This is a genomic window from Cobetia sp. (assembly GCF_983723665.1).
In genome coordinates this window covers 1-13,550 of sequence record NZ_CFDJES010000082.1, presented here as the reverse complement: position 1 = coordinate 13,550, position 13,550 = coordinate 1, and the positions used below count along the sequence as shown (strand labels likewise).

At 61.1% G+C, this 13,550-nt stretch carries 10 protein-coding genes and 1 pseudogene; 4 read left to right on the top strand and 7 right to left on the bottom strand.

Annotated elements, in window-relative coordinates; all coding sequences use genetic code 11:
• Window positions 1-475 precede the first annotated feature (475 nt).
• Window positions 476-1,621, top strand: coding sequence for a bifunctional nicotinamide-nucleotide adenylyltransferase/Nudix hydroxylase (locus AC4FAH_RS09635; RefSeq protein WP_288988500.1), 1,146 nt, complete (start codon window positions 476-478; stop codon window positions 1,619-1,621).
• 149 nt (window positions 1,622-1,770) lie between these two features.
• Here AC4FAH_RS09635 and AC4FAH_RS09630 read toward each other — a convergent pair whose 3' ends face one another.
• The gene (locus AC4FAH_RS09630; RefSeq protein ID WP_054556694.1) at window positions 1,771-2,703 is read right to left on the bottom strand and encodes a LysR substrate-binding domain-containing protein; all 933 of its coding nucleotides are present in this window, start codon (window positions 2,701-2,703) and stop codon (window positions 1,771-1,773) included.
• A 321-nt stretch (window positions 2,704-3,024) separates the two neighbouring features.
• On the opposite strand from AC4FAH_RS09630, the gene AC4FAH_RS09625 reads away from it, so the two are divergent.
• Window positions 3,025-4,434, top strand: a complete 1,410-nt coding sequence (locus tag AC4FAH_RS09625; RefSeq protein WP_235507031.1) for an aspartate ammonia-lyase — start codon at window positions 3,025-3,027, stop codon at window positions 4,432-4,434.
• Between the two features lie 137 nt (window positions 4,435-4,571).
• On the opposite strand, the gene AC4FAH_RS09620 is transcribed toward AC4FAH_RS09625, so the two are convergent.
• The 6 genes and pseudogenes from AC4FAH_RS09620 to AC4FAH_RS09595 all read right to left on the bottom strand — a co-directional run bounded on the left by AC4FAH_RS09620 (window position 4,572) and on the right by AC4FAH_RS09595 (window position 11,461).
• Window positions 4,572-5,060 (bottom strand): hypothetical protein, encoded by a 489-nt coding sequence (locus AC4FAH_RS09620; protein WP_287021007.1) that lies wholly within the window; start codon window positions 5,058-5,060, stop codon window positions 4,572-4,574.
• 158 nt (window positions 5,061-5,218) lie between these two features.
• Window positions 5,219-7,108 carry a protein kinase domain-containing protein gene (locus tag AC4FAH_RS09615; protein ID WP_339927147.1) on the bottom strand — a complete coding sequence of 630 codons (1,890 nt, stop codon included), beginning with the start codon at window positions 7,106-7,108 and terminating at the stop codon, window positions 5,219-5,221.
• A 40-nt stretch (window positions 7,109-7,148) separates the two neighbouring features.
• Window positions 7,149-8,510 (bottom strand): 2-oxo acid dehydrogenase subunit E2, encoded by a 1,362-nt coding sequence (locus tag AC4FAH_RS09610; protein WP_490245952.1) that lies wholly within the window; start codon window positions 8,508-8,510, stop codon window positions 7,149-7,151.
• Between the two features lie 303 nt (window positions 8,511-8,813).
• Window positions 8,814-8,972: pseudogene (locus tag AC4FAH_RS09605) on the bottom strand (biotin/lipoyl-containing protein); the annotation flags it as partial.
• Between the two features lie 21 nt (window positions 8,973-8,993).
• Complete coding sequence (locus AC4FAH_RS09600; protein ID WP_043333588.1) at window positions 8,994-9,962, bottom strand: alpha-ketoacid dehydrogenase subunit beta; 969 nt, start codon at window positions 9,960-9,962, stop codon at window positions 8,994-8,996.
• Between the two features lie 149 nt (window positions 9,963-10,111).
• Window positions 10,112-11,461: a thiamine pyrophosphate-dependent dehydrogenase E1 component subunit alpha gene (locus AC4FAH_RS09595; protein ID WP_463079690.1), complete on the bottom strand. Its 1,350-nt coding sequence runs from the start codon at window positions 11,459-11,461 to the stop codon at window positions 10,112-10,114.
• 168 nt (window positions 11,462-11,629) lie between these two features.
• On the opposite strand from AC4FAH_RS09595, the gene AC4FAH_RS09590 reads away from it, so the two are divergent.
• Together AC4FAH_RS09590 and AC4FAH_RS09585 are read left to right on the top strand one after the other, a co-directional pair.
• Window positions 11,630-11,830 (top strand): hypothetical protein, encoded by a 201-nt coding sequence (locus AC4FAH_RS09590; protein ID WP_286989189.1) that lies wholly within the window; start codon window positions 11,630-11,632, stop codon window positions 11,828-11,830.
• 190 nt (window positions 11,831-12,020) lie between these two features.
• Window positions 12,021-13,277 (top strand): dicarboxylate/amino acid:cation symporter, encoded by a 1,257-nt coding sequence (locus tag AC4FAH_RS09585; protein ID WP_054556697.1) that lies wholly within the window; start codon window positions 12,021-12,023, stop codon window positions 13,275-13,277.
• The last annotated feature ends 273 nt before the right edge of the window (window positions 13,278-13,550 follow it).

Genomic DNA, 13,550 nt, shown 5'->3' with positions numbered 1-13,550 from the left:
CAATGCCCAGGGCGACAAGGTCGTCGAGTGGATCACCGACGTGCTGACCGCCAAGACGTCCTGATCCGGCGCCCGGCAGGCCCGCCTGGGCCTGCCATCGGTCTTGCCACAAACCGAGACAACGTCCGCCAGCGTCATTGCCGGCGGGCGTTGTCTCGGTTTGTGCATTCGCGCTTGTTCACTTTTCCCTTTCCTTCCTCCTTCCTCCTTCCTCCTTCCTCCTTCCTCCTTCCCTCTTCTCCTCTTTGGCGTCTCTCCTTTACCGCAACGGCCTTCCCACGCCCCGAATACCGGGAAGTTGCTAGGTTATGGAGATTCTTTCATCAAGATAACGGGATAAACTTTTGACTACCCCTTACCAGACGAGAGTGAATGGCGAGCCGTTCGGCGCATACACATAATCTGATACGCTAGCAAAATCTCACTGGGCAAGCGCCTCATACGCCGCCCCATCCTGCCTGCCACGGAGCTCATCATGCCTTCGACGACAACGTTGCCCGCTGCAACGCTTCGCACTCAGGATTCTCCCGCGATCGCCGACACCCAGTACGACTGCCTGGTCTTCATCGGTCGCTTCCAGCCCATGCACCATGGCCATGTTGCCGTGATGGAAGAGGCCCTGCGCCTCGCGCGGCAGGTCATCGTGCTGGTCGGTTCTGCCTGGCAGGCACGTTCACTGCGCAACCCGTTCACCTTCTCTGAACGCACGCGCATGATCCGCAGTTGCTTTGACGATGCCGACAATGCGCGCCTGGAAATCGTGCCGTTGCTGGACGCCCTCTACAACGACGATGTCTGGGTGCGTGATGTGCAGCGCAAGGTACGCGATATCGCGCGCCCGCAGGCCAACCGGATGCCGAGAATCGCGCTGATCGGTGCCAATCGTCGTGACAGCAACAGCCAGTCAAGCTACTACCTGAGCCTCTTCCCGCAGTGGGAGTCAGTGGCGGTGCCACTGCGCGAGGGGATGGAGGCCAGCCGTATTCGTGAGGTCATCTTCACCGAGCGCGCCCGCGCCGAGGATTGGCTGGACAACGAGGGACTGGAGCTGCTGCCACCGCCGGTGGCTCAGCACCTGCATGGCTTCCTGGATGAGACCGCGTGGCAAGGGCTGGTCGAGGAGCGTCGCCTGCTGGAGCAATATCGCGCCGCCTGGAGCGATGCGCCCTACCCGCCACTGTTCATCACGGTCAACGCCGTGGTGGTGCAGTCCGGCCATGTGCTGCTCACCACACGTCGCGCGACACCCGGAAAGGGGCTTTACGCTCTGCCTGGCGGCTTCGTGCAACCCCAGGAGCGCCTGCTGGATGCCTGCTTGCGTGAGCTCAAGGAGCGTGTGCGCCTCAAGGTGCCGGAACCAGTCCTGCGTGGCTCTCTGCGCGGACAGCGTCTGTTTGACGCGCCACATCGCAGCTGGCGCGGACGCACCCTGGCAGAGGCCTTCTACTTCGCCCTGCGCCCGGAGCAGCAGCTTCCCAAGCTCAGAAGCGGCGGCGGCGAGAACGAGGAGCAGGCACGTTGGGTCGCACTGGCGGATCTGGAGCCCGACACCCTCTTCGAGGACCACTTCTTCATCATTCAGAACTTCCTCGGCCTGCATGCAGGCCAAAGCAGCTTCTGACTACTCGAAACAGCCTATGCAGGCGCGCACACTTCCCTGCATCAGCACAACGAAAACGGCAGCCCCGCGGGGCTGCCGTTTTCGTCACAAGACACCTGGCTTTCGTTTGTCTTTGTCTTCGCCTTTGACTTTGCCTGCAACACTCAGGCTCAGGCTTCGAGGAAATCTCGCGGCAGATTCATCAGCTGCTTCCACAACTTGTCGATGCCGGGCTTGTGGACAAGAGAGCAACGATAGAGACGAATCTCCAGTGGAATATCCCACGCCTCGTTGCCCGCGCGCACCAGCTTGCCGCTTTCCAGCTCATCGCGAATGCAGAAATCCGGAATCCACGCCATGCCGACGCCCTGCAAGGCCATGCCCTTGAGGCCCTCGGCCATCGCCATTTCATAGACGGTGCGCAGGCGCAGGCGCAGCGGATCATTCTTGAGAAGCATCTTTACGCTGCGGCCCAGAAATGCCCCCTGGGTATAGGACAGCAAGGGAATCGCATCCTGGCTGGTCTCGCTCTGCCCGGTCAGCGGGAAGCGTGGCTCGCCATTCTCCAGCGGCACGCACACCGGCAGCATGTTGACCTTGGCGACCGAGAAGGACGGAAAGGCCTCGGCGTCCAGCTGCATGCTGGCGTAAGGGTCGTAATAGGCGAGCATCAAGTCGCAGTTGCCTTCGCGCAGCGAGTGAATGGCGTCGCCGACATTCATCGCGGACAGGCGTGTCGGCAACTCCCCCAGGCCCTGCTGGAGACGCGAGATCCACTTGGGGAAGAAGGCCAGCGCCAGCGAATGCGCGGCCGCGATATCCAGGGTCTCGTTGGCCATGCCCAGCCCGCGCAGGTGGGCGAGACACTCTGACAGCTGCTCTGTCAGGTTGCGCGCGGTGACCAGGAACAGCTGGCCCTCCGGCGTCAGGCTGACCGGGGTCGTCGAGCGGTCGACCAGCGTAGTGCCCACGGCCTGTTCAAGCGCACGGATGCGGCGACTGAACGCAGGCTGGGTAACGTGTCGCAGGCGAGCCGAGGTGGAGAAGCTGCGGGTATTGGACAGCGCAACGAAATCTTCCAACCACTTAGTTTCCAGGTTCACCCGAACTCCCAAAAATGTCGAACATGCCCAAGCGAGGCTTGCCTGGCCGGTCATGCAGGGTCTTGTCATAGAGAATGGTGCGTCGCGGCGCACCACCACCTTCGTCTTATGCGTTTGACGTATACGGCAGCGTTGAATGGCATTGGCCGCCGAGGGGCTGCGCTGGTTACCCTTGTCCACCTAGCCGCCATTCAAGCGCCACAGTGTACTTCAGCCAGGAGTTCCGCCCAAGTGAACCATCTCTCGGAAACCCCCATCGCCGCCAATGCCACCCCGGCAACTTCCACGCCGGCCGACTTGAGCCATGCCGAGCGTGAGGCACTGGCCAACGGCTTCCGACTTGAAAAGGATCTCCTCGGGCGCGAGCCGGTGCCGGCTGACGCCTACTACGGTGTGCAAACCCAGCGAGCGCTGAACAACTTCCACCTCTCCGGCGTGCCGCTGTCGCACTTCCCGCGTCTCGTCGAAGGGCTCGCGCTGGTCAAGGCGGCCGCCGCCGAAGCCAACCATGCGCTGGGCTATCTCGAGACACGCGAACACGATGCCATCCAGCACGCCTGTGCGCGTCTGATGAATGGCGACCATCATGATCAATTCGTGGTCGACATGATCCAGGGCGGCGCCGGCACCTCGACCAACATGAATGCCAACGAAGTGATCGCCAATCTGGGCCTGGAATTCCTCGGCTACGAGAAAGGCGATTACCAGCAGCTGCACCCCAACAATCACGTCAACATGGCGCAGTCCACCAACGACGCCTACCCCACCGCCATCCGTGTCGGCCTGCTGCGCAGCCACTCGGTGCTGGTGGACGCGCTGAGCGAACTGGCCAATGCCTTCGCCAGCAAGGCGCTGGAATTCGATGACGTGGTCAAGATGGGTCGCACCCAGCTGCAGGACGCGGTGCCGATGACGCTGGGCCAGGAATTCCGCGCCTTCGCCAACACTCTGCGCGAAGACGTCGATCGCATCGCCAACCTCAATGAGTTGCTCAAGGAGGTCAATCTGGGCGGAACCGCGATCGGCACCGGCATCAATGCCGACCCGCGCTACAGCGCACTGGCGATCGAGGCTCTGGCACGTCGTTCCGGCATCGACTTCCGCCCGGCGTCGGATCTGGTCGAGGCCACCAGCGACATGGGTGCCTTCGTGCTGTTCCACGGCATGCTCAAGCGCCTGGCGGTCAAGCTGTCCAAGATCTGCAACGACCTGCGCCTGCTGTCCTCAGGCCCGCGCACCGGCTTCAACGAGATCAACCTGCCGCCTCAGCAGCCGGGCAGCTCGATCATGCCGGGCAAGGTCAACCCGGTGATTCCGGAAGCCGTCAATCAGGTCGCCTTCGATGTCATCGGCAACGACACCGCGCTGACCATGGCGGCGGAAGCCGGCCAGCTGCAGCTCAACGTGATGGAGCCGCTGATCGCCTATAAGCTGCTCGACTCCATCCGCCAGCTGAGCCGTGCCATGACCATGCTCAAGAATCGCTGCGTGATCGGCATCACCGCCAACCGTGATCGCTGCGCCGAGCTGGTCAACAACTCCATCGGCCTGATCACCGCGCTCAACCCGTATATCGGCTATGACAATGCCACCCGCATCGCCAAGGAAGCCCTGGTAAGCGGTCGCAGCGTGCTGGAACTGGTACGTGAGGAAGGCCTGCTGGACGAAGCGCGCCTGGAGGCACTGCTATCCCCGCAGGCCATGACGCGCCCGCGACAGATGAAGGACTGACCCTTCAGCGAGAGTCTGCTATCTTGCCGCATCAACCTCTTGTCACATGCGACAGCGCCGCACCAGAAAGCCTCTGGTGCGGCGCTGTCGTATCAAGGCCATGAGTCAGATGACTTTACCGACTTCGGGCATCACGCTTACTGCTGTGTGCTGGACTGCGAGATTACATCATCACGATGCGCGGCAAAGTATTTGCTTGCACGCTCAGCTTCTTCCACGGTAGGTGTATAGGTCGTCCATTCTCCGCCCTTCTCATCACGATAACGCACGACACCCTCGTCATGGTCGATTTCATAGTAAGGGTGGACTTCACGCAGATTGAAGAATGCGGCGGGGGCGAAGAACAGGATATCAAGCGCCAGATAACCGCCATTGAACTTCAGCGGCAGAATGCCATACATGGGCATCTTGTTGTCATCCACTACTTCAAACTCGTAATTGCCGAAGCTGGTGGTGGGTAGCGTTTCTTGAACGGTAGACTGATCTCTGGAGACATCTTTCAAGTTGATACGCGCGGTCTCTGACGGGCTGCTGATCGTCGTATGCGCGCTACATCCTGCCAGCAGCGCCAGAATAGCCAGACCACCTGAGGCTTGACGAAATTTCCGGGCGAGAGGTCGAGACATGAGTACGTTCCCTGTAGGTTATCGATTTTTATCGATCTGATTATTGAGTTCAGCAAGATCAGCAATGATCACGCGATGTGACACTAACACGAATCTCGATAATCACGGTTATATAAATCGGAATCACCATGCGACTGCCATCCTAGGCAAACTCCTTATTACGTCGCACGCGGGTCCCGTGGGTAGAAGCGTTCCGGTTGCGCCTCGATATGATCGAAATGCTTGGTGTTCTTGTAGGGCATCTTCATGAAGCCGGAGATTCCTAGCCCGGAGATCAGCGGCACGGCATCGAGAATCTCCGCCAGCAGACGCGCGAATTCCTGCTCGCGCGAGGGGTCCAGCAGTCGGTAGTAACTGTGAATCTTGAGGTGGTGTGGCAGGGCTTCGAAGATCAGCATGCCGGTGTGGTGGATGGCATTGAGTGACTCCAATGCCTTCAATATCTCCTTGGGCAGCACCAGCAGTTCCTCAGGGTCCGGGCCATCCTCGAAGTAGGAGTGCACACGCGAGTCATCCTCAAGCTCCGGCACCGCGCTGACCTCATAGCTCAAGCGAGGTCTGGCCTCCCCGTCTGCCGTCGGCGCGAAGACGAAGGCAGCCTCCGGGTCTTCGCGCTCCAGATGCAGGGTATCGCGGGCATTGAACAGACACGCCTTGAACACGCCCTGGCGATAGATGGCACGCGCCAGAGCGACCATGTTGTTGATCGCGACGACGAAGGCGGCCTTCATGGCAGGGTCATGCAGGTGCAGCGCAGTATCCACGAAGATGCCCTGTGGCTCCCAGCGAATCGCCAGACCGCCGACGATCGGGTATTTGCCCAGACGACTGACCGCGGCCAGGAAGGCTTTTTCGGTGCCGCCCATGCCTTGCATGAAGTTCTTGTAGTAACGATCCAGCTGGACATCATTGACGGCGTCCAGCGCGTTGCCGGCATGTTCGCCGGTCTCGTCCGCCTCGAAGGCCTCACGCAGGAAGGATTTGCGCGAGGTATAGACGACCGTGTCGATCTCGCGTGTTGCCGGCCTCACCCAGACCGGCAGCAGAGACTGTGACGGCTCGAGAGGCAATTCCGGCATCACCAGCCGCGAGATCCTGCCCATCTCGCGCAGGAAGTAGTCGCCGGCCTGCATGCGCAGCTGCGGGTCATCCGCCAGCATGCCATCGAGCAGACGCGCGAATTCCCGGGGCAACCCCAATGACACCGCCGGGATGGCGCGTACGCCGAAGCGACACGACTGACCTGAGGCCAGCGCATAGAGTGTGGCGGCCACGCCCTGCTCATCGAAGCGCGGCGAGGACAGAGCACCATTGAGCTGCTCCTCGCCGATGAAATAGACATCACCCAGACGCGCGTTGGTCTGTTGCAGGTTATCCGACATCAACTGCATCACGTTGGTGGTGATGAACTGCTGATGCTCATCGAGCTGAGCGAACACCGAACTGCCCCAGTCGATCAATGCCACCTGTTCCCGCTCGACATCGAAGACCAGATTCGACGGCTTGATGTCACCATGCACAACCGGTGGCGTGCCCGCTCCCGTGGATGACCCGCGCAGCGACTTGAGAATGTCGGCCAGCTGACTGGCGATCTTGACCACCAGACGCGGGGACATTCGCCCGTGACGCAGCGAATATTCCTCGAGATTGATACCCGGCGCACGCTGCATGACCAGAATCGACTGCCGCCGTACCCGCTGATAGCTGACCAGACGCGGAATCAGCGGGTGGGCGACCTGGTCAAGCATGTAGGCCTCTTCCTCCAGGCGGTCCTGCAGGGCCTGGGGCAGAGTCACCCGCGTGAACTTGAAGACGTGTTCTTCACGCGTGCGCTGGTCTTCGCCCAGGCGCCAGCCTGCGAATACGAAACCGTAGGCGCCCTTGCCGACCAGATGGATATCCCGGTAGCCCAGCCCCTCGAGCTGAGCGATGCACAGCGCCACCCAGTCCTTGAGCTTCTTGGCATCATGATGCGAGAGCAGATAGATCGACTGCTCTTCCGGGATATAGAACTGTTGCAGGCGCTCGTGGGCGCGCGCATCACTCATGCAGGATGCTCTCTAGCCGGACCCTGGATCAGACAGCGCCTCATGACAGCGACAGCAGCATTTCGTCAGGGTGCTCGAGATAGTGCTTCCACAGATTGCTGAAGCGCGCGATGGTACCGCCGTCGATGATGCGATGATCCCCCGCCCAGGTGATGGTCATGATGTCACGCGCACAGACATTGCCCTCGCTATCGAAGCGCGGTAGACGCTGAGTGCGCCCCAGCGCGACGATGGCGACCTCCGGCTGGTTGATGATCGGCGCGGCGTAGGTGCCGCCCAGCGCACCGATATTGGAGATCGACAAGGTGCCGCCCTTGAGGTCTGCCTGGGCAACGCGCCCGCTGCGCGCAGCCTCGGTCAGCCGCCCGACCTCACGCGCGATCTCGAGAATGCTCAGACGCTCGACGCCTTTCACGTTCGGCACCATCAGCCCGCTGGCACTGTCCACCGCCATGCCGATGTTGCAGGCGCCCTGATAGAGAATCTCACTCTCATCCTCACTGAGACGCGCATTGAGAATCGGCTCCTCGATGACCGCCAGCGCCATGGCCTTCATGATGAACGGCATCAGGGTCAGGCGAATGCCCTGCTGCTCGGCGCGTACCTTGAGACGGGCCCGCAACGCCAGCAGGTCGGTGATATCGAGCTCATCACCGTAATGGAAATGCGGGATCTGCGTGCTGGCCTGCACCATGCGCCTGGCCATTACCGCCGCGACGCCCTTGAGCGGTACCGCTTTGGACTCAAGGCGTGACGATCGCACCTCGTGACTGGCCACGTCACTGGCCACAGCACACGCTTCGGCATCTGCCTTGTCGGTCTCGGCGGCCGCGCCGACCTTGTGAGAGTCATCAGGTGTCACGTCAGTCTCGTGAGCCTCGGATTGCTTGAGATAAGCCAGCACATCTTCCTTCAGCACCCGGCCGTCACGCCCCGAGCCTGCAATGGCCTGGATATCGAGCTGATGTTCGCGCAATAGGCGGCGCACGGCTGGGGCCGCGGGTATGCGAGGCCGGCTCTCCTCGTGACGCCCGTCTTGCTTACTCTTGTTGTCGCTCTTGTCGTCGCCCTCCTGGCGGTTCTCCGACAGACGCTCTGACTGCTCCTGCTTGCGTTCAGGCGCGGTGACTTCGCTATCAGCGCTCTCAGTGCTCTCAGCGCTTTCAGCCTCTGCCTCCTCATCAGGCACATAGGCATACAGCGGCGTATGCACTCGGGCATTTTCGCCCTGGGCGTAATGGAAGCGCACGATACGCCCGGGCTCCGAGGCGGTGATCTCGACCAGTGCCTTGTCGGTCATCACATCGACGATCGTCTGGTCTTCTTCCACCGTGTCGCCTTCCGCGACGTGCCAGGTGACCACCTCACATTCGACGATGCCTTCACCGATATCCGGCAGGATGAAATCACGCGAGCGTCGCTCAAGGGCCGCGGCTGTCGGTGAGGTAGCTGCCCCATTACTGCCTGACAGCGCGACATCCGACTGAATGCTGGCAGCCTGGCTGGCAGCTGACTGAGTCTGTGCCGTCGAGCAAGCAGGCGCTGCAACCGTCATGACATCGCCGGCGTGGTCATCCTCACGCTCGCCGTGTCCGGTCTTGTCACTATCACTATCAATATCACTATCACTGCCATCATCCACCGCAAACAGCGGCGCATGGACACGGGCAATATCGCCTTCCTGACAGTAAAGCTTGACCACGGTACCGGCGTGGGGCGCGGGGATTTCCACCAACGCCTTGTCTGTCATGACCTCGGCCACCGGCTGATCTTCCTCGATCACGTCGCCTTCCTGTATCAACCACTTGACCAGCTCGCACTCGACGATGCCTTCGCCGATATCGGGCAGGATGAAATCATTCATGGCGCGCATCACTCCCTGTCATCAGTAATTCAAGCTTTGCTTGATGGCCTCGTAGATCTTGAGCTCGTCCGGCAGATGCTCCTTCTCGAGCACCAGCGGGAACGGCGTATCAAGGCCAGTGACGCGTCGGATCGGCGCCTCGAGATACAAAAAGCAACGCTCCTGCACGGTGGCGGCAATCTCGCTGGCAAAGCCTCCCGTCAGTGGCGCTTCATGACTGACTACCAGACGCCCCGTCTTGAGCACCGAGTCACACACCGTCTCGATGTCCCAGGGCAGAATGCTGCGCAGGTCGATGATCTCGCAGTCGATGCCATCCTGCTCGGCGAGCGCGGCGGCCTTCTCGATGACCTCCATCTGAGCGCCCCAGCCGAGCAGCGTGATATCGCGGCCTTCACGAATGACGTCGGCCACGCCCAATGGCAGTTCGTAATCGGCTTCTGGTACCTCGCCCACCGAGGCGCGATAGAGCCGCTTTGGCTCCATGAAAAGCACCGGGTTGGGGTCGCGAATCGCCGCCAGCAAAAGCCCCTTGGCCTGGTGGGGATTGCGTGGCATCACGATCTTGAGGCCCGGGGTATGCGCGAAATAGGCCTCGGGCGACTGGGAGTGATAGAGCCCGCCTGCGATGCCGCCACCATAGGGCGTGCGAATCGTCAGGCCGCCGACATCGAACAGATCGCCGGAGCGATAGCGGAACTTGGCCGCCTCGTTCACGATCTGGTCAAAGGCGGGGAAGATGTAGTCAGCGAACTGGATCTCGGCCACCGGCGTCGAGCCTTGTGCCGCCAGCCCGTTGGCGAATCCGATGATGCCCTGCTCGGTGAGTGGCGTATTGAAGCAGCGCTCTCGACCGTATTTGTCCTGCAGGTGGCTGGTGGCCCGGAAGACGCCACCGAATACCCCGACGTCCTCCCCGAACAGCACCACACGGGGATTGGCGGCCATGGCGATATCCAGCGCATTGTTGATCGCCTGCAGCATGTTCATCTGTTTCTTGCCCGAGGCCGAGTCTGCTGCGTCCTTGCTGCCTGTCGCCGCAGACGCTTCTTTCGCCGCTGAATACGCCGCAGCTGAGTCGCTTGTAGCTGAGTCTGTCACTGGCGTTTTCTCCAACGGCTGTTCACTCATCTGCTCACTCATGATGTCTGGCCTCCATCCACAGGCTGATGGCTCTTCATGCGCTGCTGACGTGCCTGATACGCCTTGCGACTGTCTTCCAGCTCCTGCGCAGTGAACCCCATGCTGGCAGCGCCCTTTGGATAGGCATGCGGGTACTTGCGAATATGCTGTTTCACGTCTTCCAGCTGCTGTGTGAGCAACGGCGTCGGCGTGTCGTAGACATCGCTGATCAGGGTGTCCAGCGCCGGTGGCGCCAGTTTCTCGGCGCGCTTCATGGACTCAAGCACTTCGCGACGCAGTTGATCGCCAGTGGCCTTTTCCTCCTCCTCGCTCCACCAGCCTTGCGCCTCCAGCCAGTTGCGCATGCGCAGGATGGGGTCCTTGTCACGCCAGATGGCCTCCTCCTTCTTGCTGCGATACCCGGAGGGGTCATCCGACGAGGAATGCGCCGCCAGACGGTAGGTCATCGCCTCGATCAATACCGGCTGATTCGTCTCGACCGCGATCTTGCGCGCCGCCAGAGTGGCTTCGTAGACGGCGATCACGTCATTGCCATCCACCCGGATGCTCTGCATGTGATAGCCGAAGGCGCGTGGCGCGATGCCATCGGCGGCGAATTGCTCGCACGACGGGGTGGAAATGGCATAGCCATTGTTGCGACACAGGAAAATGCACGGTACCCGATGCACCGAGGCCATGTTGAGAGCGGCATGGAAATCGCCCTCAGAGGCGGCCCCTTCACCGAAGATGGTGATGGTGCACTGCCCCTTGCCCGCCAGCTTCTGGCCGTAGGCATAGCCGGTCGCCTGGGGAATCTGGGTCGCCAACGGCGAGGAGATGGTCATGTAGTGCAGGTCACGCGATCCATAGTGGATCGGCATCTGACGGCCCTTGCCGTAGTCGCGCTCGTTGCCGAACATCTGGTTCATGAATTCGTCACAGCTGAAGCCGCGCCAGGCCAGCGCCCCCTGCTCACGGTATTGCGCCATGATCATGTCATCGTCTTGAAGCGCCGCCGCACTGCCGATCACCGTGGCTTCCTCGCCGGTGCATTGCATGTAGAAGCTCAAGCGCCCCTGGCGTTGGGCGGCCAGCATGCGCTCATCCAGCACCCGGGTGAACAGCATCGTCCGGTAGATCTTGAGCGCCGTGTCACGCTCGATGGGGTCGCGCTGAATGGGTGAAGCGTCCTGCGACTTGTCTCCCTGAGAGACATTTCCCTGCCCCTGTGGCGTATCGTCGGGATAAAGGGTGCCGTCCTGACGCAGGCGCTTGAAGATCGGGATGCAGAGCTCATCGCCGGTCATGAAGGCCAGGTGATGCAGCACCGTCGGCCCCTGCGGCGCGATCTGGTCTGCCGTCGGCATGGCGGTCAGGTCATCGAGCTCTGGCTGTGAGCCTTCGGGCGGCGCGGTCCCCGGGGAAACGGGTCCGCGTGTTGTTGTATCGGACATGCTCAGCGTCCTCTCTTACCGATCAGGCGTTTGAGGGATTACCCAGCCCTCGTGAGGCCAGGCAGGCAATGGAGTACCTTCATGAATGTCGAACCGGAAGCTGTCGATTCGGCGATGACAACAGTGCCTACCATCAGACTAGTGGAAAGTCGCTCTGGCGGCCTAACAGTTAACGTTAACGTCAAGGTAACGCAAAGACAGACGATATGCCTGCCTGACAACTACTTCTTTGGTGGAACCTTTTGCGGCATGAGCGCATGCGCGTCCGGCATGGAAAGCTGAATTCGCGTGAAAGGACGCTTTTTTTGCGACTAAAGGTGCAGAGGGTGAGTGCAGGCTGACTGTTAATCTTCCCGCACCAAAAAAGTGCTTAATGCAGTGCGCAATCGTGACAAGGCATCGAGACGACAGACTCGGGCGCGCCCTGAGCATCATCAGCGATGATCATCGCTAGACACCTAAGGACAGTTCCATGAGTGATTCCTCCCGCCCTAACCTGTGGCGCCGTTTGCCGTTGTGGCAGAAGATCCTGGGCGGCCTCGCCCTGGGGGTACTCGCTGGCGCCCTGATGGGAGAAAGCGCCAGCATGTTCAAGCCGCTGGGCGATATCTTCATCAATGCGATCAAGATGCTAATCGTGCCGCTGGTCTTCAGCACCCTGGTGGTCGGTATCACCTCGATGCGTGACCCGCAGAAGATGGGCCGCATCGGCGGCAAGACCATCGCCCTCTACCTGCTGACGACCGCCTTCGCGATCGCCATCGGCATGCTGGCCTCCAGCATCTTCCAGCCGGGTGCCGGCTTCGAGTTCAACTTCGACAAGGCGATGGAAACCAAGGATGCACCTTCGCTGGTGCAGATTCTGGTCGACCTGGTGCCGAGCAACCCGATCGATGCGCTGGCCAATGGCAACATCATGCAGATCATCGTCTTCGCCATCGGGATCGGCATCTCGCTGATCATGATCGGCGACAAGGGCGAGCCGGTCGTGCGCGTCTTCGATAGCTTCGCCGAAGTGATGTACAAGCTGACCGAGTTCGTGATGGCCTTCGCGCCATTCGGTGTCTTCGGCCTGATGGCGCATGTCTCCGGCAACTACGGCCTGGATGTACTGCTGCCGCTGGCCAAAGTGATCGGCGTAGCCTATCTGGCGAGCATCGTGCACGTGCTGGTGGTCTACTCCGGCCTGCTGGCGACGCTGGGCAAGCTGAACCCGGTGCGCTATCTGCGCGGTATCGTCGATGCACTGGTCGTGGCCTTCTCCTCGGCCTCCAGCTCCGGCACCCTGCCGATCTCCATTCGCTGCGCCCAGAAGAACCTCGGCGTCTCGGAAGGTGTCTCCGGCTTCGTGCTGCCGGTCGGCGCGACCATCAATATGGATGGCACCGCCATCTATCAGGGCGTGGTGGCACTGTTCATCGCCCAGATGACCGGCATCGAGCTGTCGATGATGGATTACGGCATGATCGTGCTGACCGGTACGCTGGCCTCCATCGGTACCGCCGGTGTGCCGGGCGCCGGCCTGATCATGCTCTCCATCGTGCTGAGCCAGGTCGGCCTGCCGCTGGAAGCCATCGCGGTGATCGCCGGTATCGACCGTATCCTCGACATGGCGCGTACCACCGTGAATGTCGCGGGCGACCTGATGGTCACCACCCTGGTCGGCAAGTCCGAGAACGAGCTGGACCTCGAGGTCTACAACGCGACCCAGCCCAAGAAGGACGCCTGACGCCAGGCGCAGACCTTCTCGCCTGCGCCTTGCCTTGAAACACGAACGCCCCGCTCATTGAGCGGGGCGTTCGTGTTTCAAGGGCTATGATTCAGGGCTGTGTATACCGTCTGTGATTACGGCCCGTGTTTCAGGCTGTAACAAGGAGAAAACACAGGCAAGGTCAGGCAGATTCCGGCGGCGAGTCGCGCAGTTCACGTCTGAGCACCTTGCCGACATTGGTCTTGGGCAGCTCGTCGATGAAGACCACCTGACGCGGCACCTTGTAGCTGG

Bases quoted from the DNA above. Each gene is read 5' to 3' on its own strand.
- AC4FAH_RS09635 (WP_288988500.1), top strand. From the start codon at position 476: ATGCCTTCGACGACAACGTTGCCCGCTGCAACGCTTCGCACTCAGGAT.
- AC4FAH_RS09620 (WP_287021007.1), bottom strand. From the start codon at position 5,060: ATGTCTCGACCTCTCGCCCGGAAATTTCGTCAAGCCTCAGGTGGTCTG.
- AC4FAH_RS09615 (WP_339927147.1), bottom strand. From the start codon at position 7,108: ATGAGTGATGCGCGCGCCCACGAGCGCCTGCAACAGTTCTATATCCCG.
- AC4FAH_RS09600 (WP_043333588.1), bottom strand. From the start codon at position 9,962: ATGAACATGCTGCAGGCGATCAACAATGCGCTGGATATCGCCATGGCC.
- AC4FAH_RS09595 (WP_463079690.1), bottom strand. From the start codon at position 11,461: ATGCCGACGGCAGACCAGATCGCGCCGCAGGGGCCGACGGTGCTGCAT.
- AC4FAH_RS09590 (WP_286989189.1), top strand. From the start codon at position 11,630: ATGAATGTCGAACCGGAAGCTGTCGATTCGGCGATGACAACAGTGCCT.
- AC4FAH_RS09585 (WP_054556697.1), top strand. From the start codon at position 12,021: ATGAGTGATTCCTCCCGCCCTAACCTGTGGCGCCGTTTGCCGTTGTGG.